A 17,100-nucleotide genomic window follows, 5' to 3' on the forward strand; every position below is an offset into this window, starting at 1 on the left:
ACCGGTAATGTGCTAAATAAGGAGAACAAGTTTAGGCGCTTCTCTAGTAAATTATATATAAACGCGTACTTGATTTAGCTTGGGTCTTCTAGGTCGCTCCTATGGGGCTTGTAGTGTAAGGCTTTCAGATACTACAAACAGTTGCCTATACGAAATTCACAAGAGCTTAGTGCAGTTTGATTATACACATTCTTTTTTTTTAAAAAAAAGCACTACATTCATGTGTATATATTATTACAAAAATCACATCGATACTATGCCTTCTAATCTGTTTCCCAATTGGCTTTGGTTTAATTTTTTAGTTGGATTTCTTTTAATTTCTGCAAATGCGGAAGCTACTGATACTATTCGTATTGTCAATCAAGAGGAAATGAGGATAATCACCTCAAAATCTTATTTCTTGGAAGACCATACTGGGGAAATGGGTATTAGTGATATTCTAGCTTTGGAGAATCAGGTCAAGTTTAAGCCTATAGGAAAAGACGCATATAGCACTCCAGCAACAGATGCAGTAATATGGTTTAAGTTTACCATTCAAAATAAATCAGGTTCGGATCTGTGGTTAGAATTAGGAGACCCTTTTTCAGCTTGGTATTTGGATTTTTACTCACCAGATGAGGAAGGGAACCACAGTCGTGTAACATATTCGGTAGGGGCAATGCGACCTGAAAGCAATAAAGAATTCCCATCCAATAACTACTGTATACCTATAGCCCAAGGGGCCGATGCAGTGGCCAAAACATATTACATGAAGGTAAAAGGCGGGTTGCCCATGATATTTGTTTTTCAAGCAGGCAATATAAAGGCACTCATAAACCACACAAGAAAATATGATTATGCTTTAGCTCTTTTTTTTGGAGTGATACTTTCATCCCTTATTTACAATCTATTCTTATTTATATCTATTCGCGATACTATATACATTAGGTATATCTCTTATCTATGTGTGATGCTTGTAGTAGCTCCTTTTAGTAGTGGCAATCCTTTGTCATTTCACCCTTTTTGGTGGCATTATGTCGTAACTTGGAATGGGGTTTTATACTTATGCAGTACTCTTTTTGCTGTAGAGTACTTAGCTTTGCGAAGCCTTGCGCCAAGGCTATATTCGTGGGTTTGGTTTCTGACCTTGGTTTTAATAGTGCTCTTGCCGATTTTAGAAATATTTTCTTTGATAGATACTATTTCCCTGAATTATATTTTTCAACCTATAGTCTACATCCTCTTTCTGAGTTTGCTTATTTCTGGAATTTATTTATGGATAAAAGGACAGAAAAATGCAAGGTTTTACGTATCAGGTTGGGTATTTTTTGTTGTTAGTTTATTTGTTTTTGCATTGGCAATCAATGGAGTTGTTCCTTTGAACATATTCACTAGAAATGCCTTGTATATAGGAGCTAGCGCTGAAGCATTGTTGTTTTCACTAGCACTTGGGGATAGGTACAACATCCTCAAAAAGGATAATGAGAGGGTGCAGGCCCAAAATCTTGCTTTAGTAGAAGAGCAAAAAATTGAGTTGGAAACAAAAGTACATGCAAGGACAAAAGAACTACAAATGGCAAATGATGAACTTCAAGCCAGTCATGAAGAGCTTCAGGCGCAACAAGAAGAACTCCAGTCCCAACAGGAAGAGTTATCGGCTCAAAATGAAGAGCTGTTCTCTACACTAGACCAGCTCAAAGTGGCGCAATCACAACTAGTGCAATCCGAGAAAATGGCTTCCTTGGGGCTGCTCACAGCGGGCTTGGCACATGAGATAAATAACCCGATTAATTTTATAAAATCAGCTGTATCAGGGCTTCAAGGTGTAATAGAACAATTTTCTTACTTTTCGGATCTGTATAAAAAAATTGACCCAGATAATGCGAAAAAAGGCTTGGAAGAAATTAGTGACTTAAAAAAGGAATTGAAGTTTGATGAGATGATGGAAAAAGCCCTCCGCATCACTAGTCATATAGATACTGGGGCGAACCGCACGGCAGAGATAGTGAAGGGGCTGCAGTCTTATAGTCGGTCCAATAGTACTGAATATGCATCTTATAACATAGTAGATGGAATAAATGATACTCTTCTACTGTTAAATCATCTTTTTGGGGAGAGCCATATCAAAGTTTTCAAAAACTTTGATAAAATCCCTGAAGTAGAGTGTTCGCCTGGCCAGCTCAACCAAGTGCTGATGAATATCTTTGTAAATGCGATTCAGTCTATGAAAGAGAGAGGCAACTTGTTTATTTCCACATATCAGCAAGGGGCTAATATAACGATCAAAATAAAGGACACTGGAAGCGGGATTCCCTCCGAAAACCTCAAACATATTTTTGACCCATTTTTTACCACCAAAGAGGTTGGTGAGGGAACAGGGCTTGGGCTGTCGATAGTAAAAGGTATAATAGCCGAACATGGGGGATCTATCATGGTAGAGAGTGTAATAGACGAGGGGACGACTTTTGAAATTTCTTTGCCTATTACCCATTAAGCAAAGAAATATAATACCAGAACCTAGCTAGCTGATGTAATAAAAGGGACTAACTAACTCAAGTTGCTAGTTATAAAAATAGCTTTTGATGGCAAAAGCCTCAATAAATAGCCATGCCTTGAAAATAAAGCCATTCAGCGTGACAGCCCTAATTCTCGCGGGGAAGTTGCACGTGATTTGGCTAAAAGCGGTTTCTATCCGCTTTCTGTTTTGTTTTTTTGCCACTTCATCAATAAAAGAGTCCCCCCTTTGGGAGTTTTTCTTCCTTGCGACCAGGAACGCTATTTTCTCCTGTTCAAGCCAGAAGTCCTCCCACTCATAGTCAGTGAAGCCACTATCGCCATAGACCACGCTTCCTTCCGGAAGGTGACTGGCCTGGAATAAAGGCGATCTCAACAGGAATGCCGTTTTCCGTAGCTAATACAGCTATCTTGCAGCCATAGAAGTATACCCTTTTCGAGCTGTTCTTGCCCCGGTAATCCTCGCCCGTCACCAGCTTGGAGCGACTAATGCGGATATTGTGGCATACGGTAACTGGAAAAGTATCTAGGCAATAGCGTTGTCTGTGGTCCTGCCCCTTGAAGAGCATCGAGAGCAACAGGAAACATTTTTGGGCAAGCTCGGATACTGCATGCCACTGCCTATTCCAAGCATCTCTGGGCAATGATGGCTCCTCATATAGCCTATGGCTTTATGGAGGTTGCCCCCGAAACAAAGGGCGGCGATGCTGGCTGTTGTCAGTATCATTGCATCGTCCACTCGGCGAAGACAATGCTCTTTGTGCCCAATTCCATATAAAATATCATCAAATACGATGTATATTGCAATTGTGTCGTCTTCGATCATGATCGGCTATTTTTTCGTTTTGCCACTCTAAAATAACTATTTGTGACGATGGGGTACTTTTTTACGTTTTACTAACTAGCAACTAGAGTTAAATAGGGAAATAGCAGATATCTCTGTTTATTAGTGTATTACGTTTTGTATTTACAATATATTTGTACAAGGCTAAAGATGAAAACCATCTTATTTTTGCATTTAGTAATTTACAACATGAAATTCGACTACCAATCATGTAATTTGAAAGTGAAAAATACTTTATTACTTGTCTTTATTATTCTGACAAGCCAACCTTTGTTTTCACAGAAGTCCAAGCCCGCTATTCCTTTTAAGCATTTTACAGTTGCCCAAGGACTTTCTCACAATTTTACTAAATGTACTTTCCAAGACTCAAATGGAATAATTTGGGTGGCTACAGAAGGTGGAATCAATAAATTTGATGGATATGATTTTAGGGTTTTTGAATTTGATTCAGAAGATCCCAAAAGCGTATCTCATAATAACATTCTCGATATAGATAGCGATTCGAAGGGAGATTTATGGTTTTGCTCTTGGGGTGGAGGAATAAGTGTGATGGATTTGAAAACGGAACGATTTACAAGGATTTTAAATGATTCTACCGATAAAACTAACCTGCCTACTAATTTTATTTATTCCTTATATCGTGATTCGCAAAGTAGAATGTGGGCTTGTACTGTAGCTGGACTTGCCTTGATAAATGACTCTACTTATCAGATAGAAAAGCACTATAAGCACATTCCCAATAACCCAGCGAGCTTGAAGGAAAACAAAATTCGCTGTGTGGCAGAAGGTGAGCCAGGTAAACTATGGGTAGCTACCATTGGCGGAGGATTGCTTTCTTTTGATATTGAAGGAGAAAAATTTGAAGAGGTGGGGCTAGGCAAAACAAGTTCGGGAAAAGAAAAAGTCTATTCTTTATTATATGATGATCAGCAGCGCTTATGGGTTGGGACTTGGGACGATGGGTTATTTTTGATAGATAAGGACGGGGTCATAACGAACTTTTTGCATGATGAGACTCGAGATAATAGCTTGCTGAACAATCAGGTATGGAGTATTGGCAAAGATGCTAATGGAAAAATTTGGGTTGGAACTGATTCTGGGATTTCCATTTACAACGAAGAGGGAAACGTTTTCTTTAATTACCCATCAGTTCCTTTCGATCCTAAAAGCTTGAATGCAAGTGCTATAAGAGATATTTTCCTTGATAAAGAAAATAGAGTTTGGGTAAGTACAGTTGGTGGTGGGGTGAATTTATACGACCAGCATTTTGCAGATTTTAAGCATTTCTATAACATACCTGACGTAAATAGCATCTCTTATCATAGTGTAAATTCCATCATATGTGATACAAATGACAATTTGTGGATAGTGACCGATGGTGGAGGCTTAAATTATTATGACAGATCAACTGATGAGTTTTTGCATTTTTCCCACAATTCGAAATCAGGTAGCTCAATAGCAGGCAACAAAATCAAAACAATATTTGAAGATAGTAATAATAATATGTGGTTGGGATTTTGGGCAAATGGAATTGACCGTTATGATAAGAAAAATAGAAAACTAACCCATTTCGAGCATCAGGAGGGAAATATCAAAACCCCGAACAATAATAATGTTTTTGACTTTGCAGAAGATAATAAAGGGGATATATGGATAGCAACGTTTGGAGGAGGTCTCAACAAATATGACCCAAAGAGCGGCAACTTTGAATATATCATTCCAGAAAAGAATAAATCAATAACATTGAGTTATTCTAATATTAGAATACTTGATTATTATGAAGGCAAGCTTTACATCGGTCAAGAGAACGGTTTCATTGATATACTCGATGTAGAAACACATGAAGTGTTAGCAAATATTCCACTCAAAGGCAGACAGGGCAATAATTATGAGCCTATGAGCATGAAGAGAGATAAGGCTGGAGATTTATGGGTTGGAACACAGGGTGGAGGGCTTTGGAAATTCGATGAAGAAATCTTAAGCTTTTCTAAGAAATTTAAATCAGAAAAAGAAACCTATAACAACTACATATATTCAATTGAGATAGATAAAAATGGCTTGTTCTGGATGGGGACAAATAATGGGATATCTACTTTTGATCCGCTTACAGGAAAGATGACCTCATATGGCGTTGAGAGGGGGGTACAAGGATACCAGTTCAATAGGCAATCGTCTCATTTGCTCAACACTGGAGAACTCGTATTTGGGGGGGCAAATGGGTTTAATATTTTTCATCCAGATAGTATCAAACCTTACCTAAACTATTTTCCGGTAGTTTTTTCAAAATTTGAATTGTTTAACAAAGAAGTAACTTTTGAAAAAGGTTCGCCATTAAAAACTACCATCAATACTACCAGCTCTATTACACTAAATTATAAACAGTCTTTATTTAGCATCACCTATGCTTCGCTCAATTATTCGAGTGTTGAAAACGTAAATTATGCTTATCGGTTAAAAGGGTTTGTAGACGAAAGTTGGCAATATGTTGGCAATGAACGCAAAGCAACTTATTCGAACCTTTCACCAGCTACCTATGAATTTGAAGTGGGAATAGTAGATAATGACGGTATTGGGGTCACAAATATTCGCAACTTGAAAATTGACGTGTTGCCGCCCTGGTGGCTCACATGGTGGTTCAAATTCATATCTATCTCGTTACTGGTCAGTGTTTTTGTCGGTGTATTCTTACTAAGAGTGAGGGTGTTAGAATCTCAAAAGAAAATACTAGAACAGAATGTAGAAGAGCGAACAAAGGAGCTTTGGCTAAAAAATGATGAAATTGTATCACAAAACAATGAACTGCAAGCCCAGCAAGAAGAACTCCACGCTCAAAGGGAAGAATTGTCTGTACAAAATAAAGAGCTGAACATTACGCTGGATAAGCTCAAGATGGCTCAATCACAGCTAGTTCAGTCCGAAAAGATGGCATCCCTTGGCCTGCTTACTGCAGGTATTGCTCATGAAATAAACAACCCTGTAAATTTCATCAAATCAGGAATTGCAGGGCTTCACATAGTTATTGAGCAGTTTACTATTATTTCGTCTCTTTATACCCAAGTGAACAAAGACAATATGTTGGAAAAGTTAAAAGAGATAAATGAGCTTAAAGAGAGTATCAAATTTGATAAGATAATGGAAAAAGCTCAATTGATTACTGCCCACATCAATACAGGAGCAAACCGAACTGCCGAAATAGTAAAGGGTTTGAGGACATTCAGCCGATCGGATACGAATAATTTTGCCAAGTTCGACATATCTGAGGGGATAGACAATACTTTGTTGTTATTGAACCAGCTGATCAAAAATAGGATAGAGGTACATAAAGATTACCAGAGTAAGATCGAGATAGAATGTGCCTCAGGTCAGATCAACCAAGTTATAATGAACCTTCTGACTAATGCTTTACAGGCTATTGGAGAGGAGGGGGAAATATTCATAACCGCTTACATAGCGAAGAAGTCCTTTTATTTGAAGATAAAAGATACAGGTAGAGGGATTCCCGAAAACCATCTCAAACATGTTTTTGACCCTTTTTTTACGACCAAAACTGTTGGAGAAGGAACAGGGCTGGGACTTTCCATAGTAATGGGGATTATAGAACAGCACTCTGGTGAAATAAAAGTGGAAAGTACGGTAGGTGAAGGAACTGCCTTTGAAGTAATATTACCAGTTTCCCAGCATGCACTTGATGTCTAGTACCTTGTTTCCTTTTTTTGTTATTAGATGAAGGGCACAGGGATTCCTTTCCAAAACCTGAAATACATTTTTGATCCATTTTTCACCACCAAAGATGTAGGCAAAGTTTTATCTATTCACTTTTTAGGAAATATATGTTATTTTCAAGAGTAGTTTATGAAGTATAGATTTTATCGGAATCTAAGAAATACTTAAAAAACACTTTAAACTTGGGTTTTAAACCTGGAAATTCTCTATCGTCTACGAGTCTTGGTAAAGACTGAAGGATGTATATTTTGCCTAAAAAAAAATTGCATGACCGTCACCCTTTTTCGTTTGTTTTCCACTCACTTTTGGATTTGTGCTTTTGTAGGTTTGCTTTTTCTTCCTGATAATGCGCTTGCCCTCGATGAACATACCATTCTAGTTGAAGAAAGCCCATCCATGGAGGTCATCACCGAAAAGGTATACTTTTTAGAAGATACTTCTGGGGAGATGACCCTATCCGATATTCTTGCTTTGGAGGAAGATTCAACGTTTCAGTTGATAGGACAAGAGGCTTTTAATACCCCTGCTACAAATGCAACCTTGTGGTTTCGGTTCACAATCCAGCATACTGCTAGTTCGGATATATGGCTTGAGCTTGGTGATGCTTTTTCAGCATGGTTCCTAGATTTTTACTCGCCAGACCAAGATGGGAACTACAATGGAGTAACGTACTCCCTTGGCTCAATGAGACCAAAAAGCAATAAGAAGTTTCCTTCGAGCAACTACTGTGTGCCTTTGGTGAACAGTGAAAAAGCCCAAACCTATTATATGAAGGTGCAAGGAGGATTTCCAATGTTGTTTGTGTTTCATGCCGGCAATACACAAGCACTTGTGAAGCATACTAAAATATATGATAATGCCTTGTCTGTTTTTTTAGGGGCAATTTTAGCTTTGGCTATCTACAACCTTTTCCTTTGGATTTCTACCCGAGATAAGTTGTATTTGAAATACATAGCCTACTTAGGTCTTATGGTGATAGCCGTTCCTTTCGACAATGGAAACCCCTTGTCGTTCAATCATTTTTGGTGGAATTATGCCGTGACTTGGCATGGGGTGTTATACCTGTTGATTACCTTATTTGCAGTGGAATATTTGGAACTCAAAAAGACTACTCCACGCCTTTTTTTATGGGTTTGGTTTTTAACACTCATATTAGTAGTTCTTCTGCCTTTTGTAGAGATTTTTTCTTTGATGGATAAAATCTTGTTGAACTATATATTTCAGTCAGTAGTATTGGTCTTTTTTCTTAGCTGGTTGGTTGTAGGAGTTTATTCTTGGGCAAAAGGACAGACGAATGCTCGGTTTTATGTGCTGGCATGGGTAGCGCTTATTGCTAGTGTGTTTATTTTTGTATTGGCAATTAATGGCTTTCTGCCTCTTAATGTGTTTACCAAAAATGTAGGTTATATTGGAATTAGTGCCGAAGCATTACTTTTTTCGCTTGCCCTAGGCGATAGATTCAATTCGCTCAAGAAGGTCAACGAGCAAGTTCAAGCAGAGAATCTAAAGTTGGTTAGTGAACAAAATACAACCCTTGAGCGGAAAGTAATTGAAAGAACCCGAGAGATTCAAATTGCCAACGATGAGCTGCAAGCAAACCAAGAAGAGTTGCAGGCGCAGCAAGAGGAATTGCAGGCACAGCAGGAAGAGTTGTCGTCTCAGAATGAAGAGCTGCTTTCTACCTTAGAACAACTTAAGATAGCGCAATCACAACTAGTCCAGTCCGAGAAAATGGCTTCTTTGGGTTTGCTGACCGCAGGTCTAGCACATGAGATAAATAACCCGATCAACTTTATAAAATCGGGAATAACAGGGCTCCAAGGATTGATAGAGCAGTTTTCCTATTTTTCAGAACTATATAAGGACATTAAACCTGAAAATGTAAAGGAGAGTTTGGATAAGATTGCGTCCTTAAAAGAGGAACTGAAGTTTGATGAGATGATGGGCAAAGCGATGCGCATCACGAGGCATATAGATACGGGGGCAAACCGTACGGCGGAGATAGTGAAGGGCTTACGCTCGTATAGCCGATCCAATAGTATTGAATATGCTCCGTACAATGTGATAGATGGAATAAATGATAACCTTCTTTTGCTCAACCATCTACTTGGTGCGCATATAGAAATTTTCAGGAATTTTGATGAAGTTCCTGAAATAGAATGCTCGGCTGGTCAGATTAACCAAGTGTTGATGAACCTGATGGTGAATGCCATTCAGTCTATAAAGGAGGAGGGGAGTTTGTTTATTTCAACCAACAAACAAGGAGCAAACGTAGTGATAAAAATAAAGGATACAGGTGTGGGGATACCTGCCGAAAACCTCAAGCATATATTCGATCCATTTTTTACCACCAAAGATGTAGGTGAGGGGACGGGGCTTGGGTTGTCAATAGTGAAGGGTATAGTAGAAGAACATGGAGGTTCTATAGAGGTAGAGAGTGTAGTAGGGGAAGGAACAACTTTTGAAGTTTCTTTGCCCATAAGTAGAATGTAATAAAAGAAAAAAGCCAAGCTATTAGTATTAGCCTGGCTTTCTGATCCTCTGTCTAAGAGGAAAAATTTACTCTTCTTTCTTAATTGCTTTCAACCTAACCGTAACGGCATTTTTGTGTCCCATTAGTTCTTCGGCGGCAGCCATAGTTTCTACGGTATCGCCTAGCTGTTTCATCCCTGTTTTGGAGATGTGTTGGAAGGTGATTTTCTTCACGTAGCTATCGAGCGATACTCCGCTGAAAGCCTTAGCATAACCATTGGTCGGTAGGGTATGGTTCGTTCCTGAAGCATAGTCCCCAACCGATTCAGGAGTATAATGTCCCAAAAATACCGACCCTGCATTGGTGATCCGCTCGCCAACTTCCTCAGCAAAATCGAGGGAAATGATGAGGTGCTCTGGAGCATAGGCATTGATGATTTCAACGGTTTCATCAAGCGACTTTGCCACAATAATCTTGCTGTTTTCCAAAGCTTTAGAAGCAAACTCTTTCCGAGGCAAATAGTTCAGTTGACTTCTTACCGCTTTTAGGACAGGTTCTACAATAGCCTCGCTGTCTGTTACCAAAAGCACTTGGCTATCAATACCGTGTTCTGCTTGGGAAAGCAAATCGGCTGCAATGAACTCGGGGTTAGCCTGCTTATCGGCAATAATGGCTACTTCCGAAGGACCAGCGGGCATGTCTATAGCAATCCCATGTTTAGTGACTAGCTGCTTGGCTGCGGTTACATATTGGTTGCCAGGGCCAAATATTTTATACACCGAAGGAATGCTTTCCGTGCCGTATGCCATGGCTGCAACAGCTTGTGCACCGCCTACTTTAAATACTTTGGTGATTCCTACCAAATGTGCCGAATACAAAATAGCAGAGTGGATTTTACCATTCTTACCGGGAGGGGTGCAGAGCACTATTTCTTTGCAACCGGCAATTTTTGCAGGGATGCCGAGCATAAGTACAGATGAAAACAGTGGCGCAGTTCCGCCAGGGATGTACAGCCCAACTTTGTCAATCCCCACACTTTTTCTCCAGCAAAGAACTCCAGGCATGGTCTCTACCTTTTTTACCAATTCCTTTTGTATCAAGTGGAATTTTTCAATGTTGTTTTTTGCCCTTTTTATGGCGGCTATTAGTTCGTTGTCGAGTTGCATTTCTGCACGCTCCATTTCGCTTTTACTTACCTCAAACTCTTCAATAGTTACTTTATCGAACAATTCGGAATATTTGCGGAGGGCAGCGTCACCATTTTCTTTCACATCGGAGAGTACAGGAGCGACCTTTTGTTCTATCTCTGCCAAATCCATCACGGGACGCTTGAGCAGTTCCGCCCAGTCTTTTTTATCAGGGTGTATTATCGTTTGCATATAAGTAAACTATCTTCAGATGAAACATCAAATATAAACCAGCTATACTTTATTAGAAACTTCGGCTGGCAATTATTGGTAACAAGAGTTTTTTTAACAACAGCTCTTGTTTTGTTGAATGGGCGGGCATTTGACCGATCCATAGCTGCAATACACGCAGCAGTCGCCTTCTTGAGGTTTGAGAACTGTTTTGCAGTTTTCACATTCGTAAAAAAACTGGCAGGCGTTCATAGGCATTTCCTCTTCTTTTTGGTAGCCACATTTTGGACAAGTGATGACTGATTTGGTTAGAATTTTCATGCTTACTCTTTTTACTGAGGTCAATACCTAATCCGTATTAAATATAATGCTAACTTATTTACTGAGTTCTTGGATAAAACCAGGCGTAATAGGATCTCCTTTGAAAAAGTTGCCTTTTTTTCCTTGGCTCAGTGCCCACCTATCAATCCAAGAGATACCCCAATCGCCAAACCTCGTAACTTCACTGAGGTAGGCAGGATCGGTAAGCACTTCTGTTTGCGATACAAAAGTATAGCCGTTTTTCTGATAGATTGCGGCTAGTTTACCCAAATAATCTGCATTGAGCAAGCTGGCGTGCACCAGTAAAATGTGCTGTATATTTCGCCCAAGCAAATCGTTGGAAAGCTTTTCGTAAAAGAACAGCTTTTCTTCCATGTACTTCAAATAAGCTTCGCCAATTTGTTTCATCTGCACCGAATCTCCACGCAGGTGAGCGAGCCCATAGGCTTTGGCAAACAAATAATCTTCGTTGTCGATAGTGACTGGGGCTTCTGTGTAGCCGTGTTCTGCCAGAAAGTGTTTTAGCGAGTCGGATTGCCCCTTTCGTTCCCCACTTCTGAGGTAAGGATGTCTGAAGTACTTGTATTCCAAATCGTATTTTGCAGCCAGTTCTTTGGTGATTTTTTCCCCTTTCAGCAGGTCTTTCGTAAAGGTTTCGAAGGGTACTTGGTGGTAGTTGAGGTGGGAAAAAGTGTGGTTTCCCAATTCGTACCCATTTTCTAGCCACAGTTCTAAGAGTTTTACCTGACTTGGGTCGAGCAAGTTGCCGTGATACAGCTTTTTCTCGTTTACATACCCAATTGCTGGGATTTTATATTGGTCAAAAATAGCAACGAGCTTTTGGGTGATTTCCACGTTTAGCTCCTTGTCTAAGCTACGGTAGGTAACAGTAGGAAGATCGTCTACCGTGATGCAAACCTTTTTTTCTTGAGAAAATGCATTAAGGCTAATAAGGGTAACAAAAGCTATGATTATAGTTTTCATCTTCTTGGTTAGGTTACTAGGATTGAAGCTTGAAGATAGTAAAAAAGGCAACCATTCGGCTGCCTTTTTGGAAGTATGATGATGAGTTCTTTACTCGTTACAAAATCATTTTTTCGATAGGAACAACCAAAATGCCTTCTGCTCCAGCTGCTTTTAGTTCTTCTATTTTGTCCCAAAAGTCATTTTCGTCAATTACCGAGTGCATAGAAACCCAGCCTTCGGTAGCTAAAGGCACTAGCGTAGGGCTGCGCATCCCTGGTAAAATGGAGATGATTTTATCTACCGCTTCGCGAGGAGTGTTGAGCAAGATGTATTTAAAGTTCTTAGCTTTTTGTACCGATTTTATTCTGAAGAGTAACTTTTGGAAAAGATCCTCTTTTTCAGGGCTAAGGGTAGGAGGGGCAATCATCACCGCCTCAGATCTGAAAATGACTTCCGCCTCTTTTAAGCCATTGGTAAACAAAGTACTTCCGCTGCTTACCAAATCACAAATTGCTTCAGCCAATCCGATACTTGGTGCAATCTCCACCGAACCGCTGATTTCATGGATATCGGTTTTGATGTTGTTCTCGCTGAGGTAGTCCTCCAAAATATTTGGATAGGAAGTAGCGATGCTTTTTCCTTCAAGGTCTTGTACGCCATTATACGTTTCAGACTTAGGTATGGCAATAGACAAGCGGCATTTTGAGAAACCAAGGCGATGTCGGATACTTACGTCTTTTTGCTTTTCGGCTACTTCGTTTTCCCCTACTATTCCTATATCGGCTATGCCGTCGGCTACGTAGCCTGGGATGTCATCGTCTCTCAAAAACAAAAACTCGATGGGGAAATTGCTGGCGGTAGCCTTGAGTTTTCCTATTCCGTTCGACACACTTACGCCGCACTCTTTGATAAGCTTCATTGAGCCTTCACTGAGGCGACCCGATTTCTGCACTGCAAGTCTTAACATTGGTTCCATTACTTTGTAAAATTTACATGATGACAAATGTTACGCAATAGCCATTTTTTATAGACAAAACAATTCACTAAATGCATGGGAAACAGAGCTGTTTTATCAATAAGTGCCTGCATGCGTAACACGAGGTGATAAGGTGATTGGGACTTTTCCCAATCAGTCTTTCTTCCAAAAAACGGTCGTAAAAATCGGAAGTAGGATTGGTTATTCACAATTTTTCTTGTAAAAAGAAGTCTACCCCCTCATTACACCTGTGTTAACCTCTGAGTTTTACAATAAAAACCCCATAAAACATGACGCTTTTAACATGTAATATGTACCTTTAGATATAATTGGTTTAAAATATAACAATGTGTATATTTGAAATTTAGGCAAATAACATGATCTATCAAGCACCTTTGGATGAGATGAGGATCTACCTTAGATCAATAATTGAAGCAAATACGAATGAAAAAGGCAAGAACTGGCTAGCTGGTCAAGAAGAAAAGCTTGAGTTGGACAGTAGTGAGCGGGCATTATACATGGCTTTTGGTGCAGCTCCCCGCTTTGTGGGAAAGGAAAAATTAGTGCTCACACAAGAGCAGTTGAAAAAAGCGGCTACTTTGAGAAAAGGCTTTGACCCAAATGGATGGACGGTAGATCAAGCTGCGAGGACTTGGATAGTCCTTTCCCTTTCTTATGAAGAAAAATCGACTTATTTGGCTACGCTCGATAAGCTTTTTGAAACTGGAGATGTGCGAGAACAGGCGGCTCTTTATGCTGCGTTGCCCCTTTTGCCACAGCCCGAGTGGCATGTGAAAAGAGCTGCTGAGGGTGTCCGTACCAATATGACCGTAGTATTGGATGCTGTGGCTTTGAACAACCCTTTCCCAGCAGATTATTTTGATGACTTGGCTTGGAACCAACTTGTGCTAAAATCCATTTTTACCGAGCGACCTGTTTACAAAATCTATCATGCAGACGAAAGGGGGAATATTGAACTTTCAAAGATATTGTTAAACTATGCCCACGAACGCTGGGCAGCTAGCAGAGCGGTGACGCCTGAGCTATGGCGGTTTTGCGGGAAATATATGAGTAAAGAAATACTTGCAGACTTAGAGAAAGTACTGGAGAATGGTTCTGAAATAGAGAAAAAAGCAGTGATTTTGACTAGTAAAGATAGCCACCGACCAGAAGCTGCTCTTCTTGCGCTAAAAGAAAAGAAATTAGCCAAAGAACTTGAAGAAAGTGGCTATACTTGGGATGACTTGGGCAGGGAGCTGGAAGCATCGAAGGCAGGCTTGGGAGACGGTGCATACCAACAAGCGGGCAGCGGGTTTGCCCAAACAACTTTGCCAAAGAAATAATATTGGAAGATAGAACAGATAAAAATAAAAAAATGGACGACTCGAATATTCTAGATATTCCAGCAAAATATAAGGAGATAGAAGCAAAGTGTAAGGAAATTGGATTTACGATGCCCTCGGATATGTATGTTGGGACGCTGCTCAAAACGCTGGTTTCGTCTAAACCCAATGGGAATTTTTTGGAACTTGGGACAGGGATTGGGCTTTCGCTGGCATGGATGGAAGAGGGGATGGATGATTTTTCGAAACTAATCACGGTCGATAATGATCCTGAGTTGAGTGGGATTGCCAAGAGTTTTTTTGGGGAAGATGAGCAAATAGAAATTGTTTGTGCTGATGGGACAGAATGGTTAATGACCTACGATGGAGAGCTGTTTGATCTTGTGTTTGCCGATGCTTGGCCAGGTAAATATAGTGAGCTAAACGAGGTGCTAGACGTAGTGAATTTGGGCGGGTTTTATGTAATAGACGATATGCTTCCTCAGCCAAACTGGCCCGAAGGGCATGCCGAAAAAGCTGAAAAGCTAATGGCTGAGTTGGAAGCCAGAAATGATTTGGTTTTAACTAAAATGAATTGGTCAACAGGAGTGGTGGTTTGTGTCAAAATCAGTTGATTGATGTTCTATAGCCACTTTTTTGAAATTTATAAGCAAAATAGATGATTGAAAATATGAAGTTTATCGATTCGCACATACACATGTCGTCCCGCACTACGGACGACTATCAAGCTATGCGTGATGCTGGCATAGTAGCCGTAATTGAGCCTGCTTTTTGGATGGGGCAGCCACGCACCGAAGTAGGTACGTTCAAAGATTATTTTAGCAGCTTGGTTGGTTGGGAACGATTCAGGGCGAGCCAGTTTGGTATAAAGCATTATTGCACTATCGGCATCAACTCTAAGGAGGCGAACAACGAGGTACTTGCCGAGCAGGTGGCGGAGCTTTTGCCTTTGTACATTTACAAAGAGGGTGTAGTAGGAGTGGGCGAGATTGGCTACGATGACCAAACCCCTGCCGAGGATAAGATTTTCCGTTTACAGCTGGACTTGGCGAAGGAAGCTGGGTTGCCAGTGCAAATCCATACGCCGCATAGGGATAAGAAAAACGGTACGTCGAAGTCGATGGATGTGTGCATTGAGCACGGGCTTGAACCAAATATGGTGGTGATTGACCACAATAATGAGGAAACTGTGAAAGAGGTGTTGGATAGAGGCTTTTGGGCGGCATTTACCATTTACCCCAATACCAAAATGGGGAATAAGCGCATGGCGGAAGTGGTGAAGCAATATGGCCCTGAGCGAATCATTGTCGATAGCTCGGCCGATTGGGGGGTGAGCGACCCGTTGGCTGTGCCCAAAACCGCTGCACTGATGGCAGAAATGGGTATTCCCGAAGAACACATCCGCCTGACTTGCTACCAAAATGCCTTGGATGCTTATACGCAAAGTGGGCAGATGGACGAGAGCGATTGGCTAAATTCCGAGCCTATCGATCAGCGAAAGCAGTTTTCTGGTAATACAGTTTTGAGGGGGCAAAAACCGCTGATAGAAGGGGAAGAAGAGTCGAATATTATAGAGTAAAATAGCATCTGAAAAAACACAAAAGGTTGCCATTTTTTTCAAGTTGGCGACCTTTTTTATTGTAATTAAAAATGAAACCATACCTTATTTTGATGCGGCCAGCGAATATAGTGACCGCTATTGCCGATATTTTGTTGGGCTTTGCCGTGGCTATGTTTGTACTGGGAAAAGCTGACGGTTTTGCATGGTGGGAGTTTGCTCGCCATAGTCACGGGTTATGGCATTTGATTTTGGCCACGGTAGGTCTCTATGGAGGAGGAGTGGTATTGAACGATGTATTTGACTATGAGTTAGATAAAAAAGAGCGCCCCGAGCGTCCGCTTCCTTCGGGACAGGTTTCGGTGACGGCTGCTGCTGTTTTTGGGGCTGCTCTACTTGTTTTTGGGGTAGCCGCCGCTAGTTTTGTTTCGGTAGAAAGCGGCATTATTGCTTTTGCAGTAGGAGCGTTGGCGGTTATTTACGATTACTGGGGCAAGCACCAAGACTTTTTAGGTCCAATAAATATGGGTATGTGTCGAGGGGGAAATCTGCTTTTGGGCGTGGGCGTGGTGGCTGGTGCTGTGGCGAGCTATTGGTTTTTAGCCTTTGTTCCCATTTTGTTCATTGCAACCATTACTATGATAAGCCGAGGCGAGGTACATGGAGGAAGTCCTGTGGCACTTCGAGCTGCTGTGGTAATGTATCTGTTAGTAATAGGCTTCATTGCTTCTTTAGGCTTTATGAGTGGCTTCCAGCTCTATTCGGCAATGCCGTTTCTTTTGCTCTTTGCCTATTTTGTTTTCCCCGCCCTGTTCAAAGCTCTGCAAAATCCTTCCCAAGGACCGCTGATAGGCAAGGCAGTAAAAGCTGGAGTTATTTCCCTTATCATTATGGATGCTGCCATAGCGGCTGGTTTTTGTGGTTGGCCATATGGCTTACTTGTGTTGGCGCTGCTGCCTATCTCTATTTTACTGGCAAAAGTCTTTGCAGTTACCTAATAAAGTTAGTCTTTGGATGAACTATTGTATTGCCTTATTGTTAATTT

At 40.7% G+C, this 17,100-nt stretch carries 13 protein-coding genes; 8 read left to right on the forward strand and 5 right to left on the reverse strand.

Annotated features, from left to right (window positions below):
- The first annotated feature begins 256 nt into the window (after positions 1 to 256).
- Positions 257 to 2,473 (forward strand): 7TM diverse intracellular signaling domain-containing protein, encoded by a 2,217-nt coding sequence (locus tag R9C00_05185; protein WPO36839.1) that lies wholly within the window; start codon positions 257 to 259, stop codon positions 2,471 to 2,473.
- 66 nt (positions 2,474 to 2,539) lie between these two features.
- Here R9C00_05185 and R9C00_05190 read toward each other — a convergent pair whose 3' ends face one another.
- Positions 2,540 to 2,869 (reverse strand): hypothetical protein, encoded by a 330-nt coding sequence (locus tag R9C00_05190; GenBank protein WPO36840.1) that lies wholly within the window; start codon positions 2,867 to 2,869, stop codon positions 2,540 to 2,542.
- 267 nt (positions 2,870 to 3,136) lie between these two features.
- Between R9C00_05190 and R9C00_05195 the strand changes: the two genes are divergently transcribed.
- The 3 genes from R9C00_05195 (at position 3,137) to R9C00_05205 (ending at position 9,553) form a co-directional block, all read left to right on the forward strand.
- Positions 3,137 to 3,271, forward strand: a complete 135-nt coding sequence (locus tag R9C00_05195; GenBank protein WPO36841.1) for a hypothetical protein — start codon at positions 3,137 to 3,139, stop codon at positions 3,269 to 3,271.
- Positions 3,272 to 3,526: 255 nt separating this feature from the next.
- A complete protein-coding gene (locus R9C00_05200) occupies positions 3,527 to 7,033 on the forward strand; it encodes a two-component regulator propeller domain-containing protein (protein WPO36842.1) in 3,507 nt (1,168 codons plus the stop codon).
- 294 nt (positions 7,034 to 7,327) lie between these two features.
- Positions 7,328 to 9,553: a 7TM diverse intracellular signaling domain-containing protein gene (locus tag R9C00_05205; protein WPO36843.1), complete on the forward strand. Its 2,226-nt coding sequence runs from the start codon at positions 7,328 to 7,330 to the stop codon at positions 9,551 to 9,553.
- Between the two features lie 66 nt (positions 9,554 to 9,619).
- Here the strand turns inward: R9C00_05205 and hisD are convergent, their stop codons facing one another.
- The 4 genes from hisD to hisG all read right to left on the reverse strand — a co-directional run bounded on the left by hisD (position 9,620) and on the right by hisG (position 13,154).
- A complete protein-coding gene (hisD, locus tag R9C00_05210) occupies positions 9,620 to 10,912 on the reverse strand; it encodes a histidinol dehydrogenase (protein WPO36844.1) in 1,293 nt (430 codons plus the stop codon).
- A gap of 93 nt (positions 10,913 to 11,005) precedes the next feature.
- Positions 11,006 to 11,212: a GDCCVxC domain-containing (seleno)protein gene (locus tag R9C00_05215; protein WPO36845.1), complete on the reverse strand. Its 207-nt coding sequence runs from the start codon at positions 11,210 to 11,212 to the stop codon at positions 11,006 to 11,008.
- Between the two features lie 54 nt (positions 11,213 to 11,266).
- Positions 11,267 to 12,196 carry a polysaccharide deacetylase family protein gene (locus R9C00_05220; protein ID WPO36846.1) on the reverse strand — a complete coding sequence of 310 codons (930 nt, stop codon included), beginning with the start codon at positions 12,194 to 12,196 and terminating at the stop codon, positions 11,267 to 11,269.
- 97 nt (positions 12,197 to 12,293) lie between these two features.
- Positions 12,294 to 13,154, reverse strand: a complete 861-nt coding sequence (gene hisG / locus R9C00_05225; protein ID WPO36847.1) for an ATP phosphoribosyltransferase — start codon at positions 13,152 to 13,154, stop codon at positions 12,294 to 12,296.
- A 377-nt stretch (positions 13,155 to 13,531) separates the two neighbouring features.
- Here hisG and R9C00_05230 point away from each other — a divergent pair, with 377 nt between their 5' ends.
- From R9C00_05230 to eboC, 4 genes are all read left to right on the forward strand, one after another.
- Positions 13,532 to 14,497, forward strand: a complete 966-nt coding sequence (locus tag R9C00_05230) for an EboA domain-containing protein (GenBank protein ID WPO36848.1) — start codon at positions 13,532 to 13,534, stop codon at positions 14,495 to 14,497.
- A 32-nt stretch (positions 14,498 to 14,529) separates the two neighbouring features.
- On the forward strand, positions 14,530 to 15,111 hold the full coding sequence (locus R9C00_05235; GenBank protein ID WPO36849.1) for a class I SAM-dependent methyltransferase: 582 nt from the start codon (positions 14,530 to 14,532) through the stop codon (positions 15,109 to 15,111).
- Between the two features lie 56 nt (positions 15,112 to 15,167).
- Complete coding sequence (locus R9C00_05240) at positions 15,168 to 16,076, forward strand: TatD family hydrolase (protein WPO36850.1); 909 nt, start codon at positions 15,168 to 15,170, stop codon at positions 16,074 to 16,076.
- A 71-nt stretch (positions 16,077 to 16,147) separates the two neighbouring features.
- Entirely contained in the window at positions 16,148 to 17,053 is a 906-nt protein-coding gene (gene eboC, locus R9C00_05245) for a UbiA-like protein EboC (GenBank protein ID WPO36851.1), read from the forward strand.
- Positions 17,054 to 17,100: the final 47 nt, after the last annotated feature.

It is taken from the genome of Flammeovirgaceae bacterium SG7u.111 (genome assembly GCA_034044135.1).
Lineage (GTDB): Bacteria > Bacteroidota > Bacteroidia > Cytophagales > Flammeovirgaceae.

Bases quoted from the DNA above. Each gene is read 5' to 3' on its own strand.
- R9C00_05185 (WPO36839.1), top strand. From the start codon at position 257: ATGCCTTCTAATCTGTTTCCCAATTGGCTTTGGTTTAATTTTTTAGTT.
- R9C00_05195 (WPO36841.1), top strand. From the start codon at position 3,137: ATGATGGCTCCTCATATAGCCTATGGCTTTATGGAGGTTGCCCCCGAA.
- R9C00_05200 (WPO36842.1), top strand. From the start codon at position 3,527: ATGAAATTCGACTACCAATCATGTAATTTGAAAGTGAAAAATACTTTA.
- R9C00_05205 (WPO36843.1), top strand. From the start codon at position 7,328: ATGACCGTCACCCTTTTTCGTTTGTTTTCCACTCACTTTTGGATTTGT.
- hisD (WPO36844.1), bottom strand. From the start codon at position 10,912: ATGCAAACGATAATACACCCTGATAAAAAAGACTGGGCGGAACTGCTC.
- R9C00_05215 (WPO36845.1), bottom strand. From the start codon at position 11,212: ATGAAAATTCTAACCAAATCAGTCATCACTTGTCCAAAATGTGGCTAC.
- R9C00_05220 (WPO36846.1), bottom strand. From the start codon at position 12,196: ATGAAAACTATAATCATAGCTTTTGTTACCCTTATTAGCCTTAATGCA.
- hisG (WPO36847.1), bottom strand. From the start codon at position 13,154: ATGGAACCAATGTTAAGACTTGCAGTGCAGAAATCGGGTCGCCTCAGT.
- R9C00_05230 (WPO36848.1), top strand. From the start codon at position 13,532: ATGATCTATCAAGCACCTTTGGATGAGATGAGGATCTACCTTAGATCA.
- R9C00_05235 (WPO36849.1), top strand. From the start codon at position 14,530: ATGGACGACTCGAATATTCTAGATATTCCAGCAAAATATAAGGAGATA.
- R9C00_05240 (WPO36850.1), top strand. From the start codon at position 15,168: ATGAAGTTTATCGATTCGCACATACACATGTCGTCCCGCACTACGGAC.
- eboC (WPO36851.1), top strand. From the start codon at position 16,148: ATGAAACCATACCTTATTTTGATGCGGCCAGCGAATATAGTGACCGCT.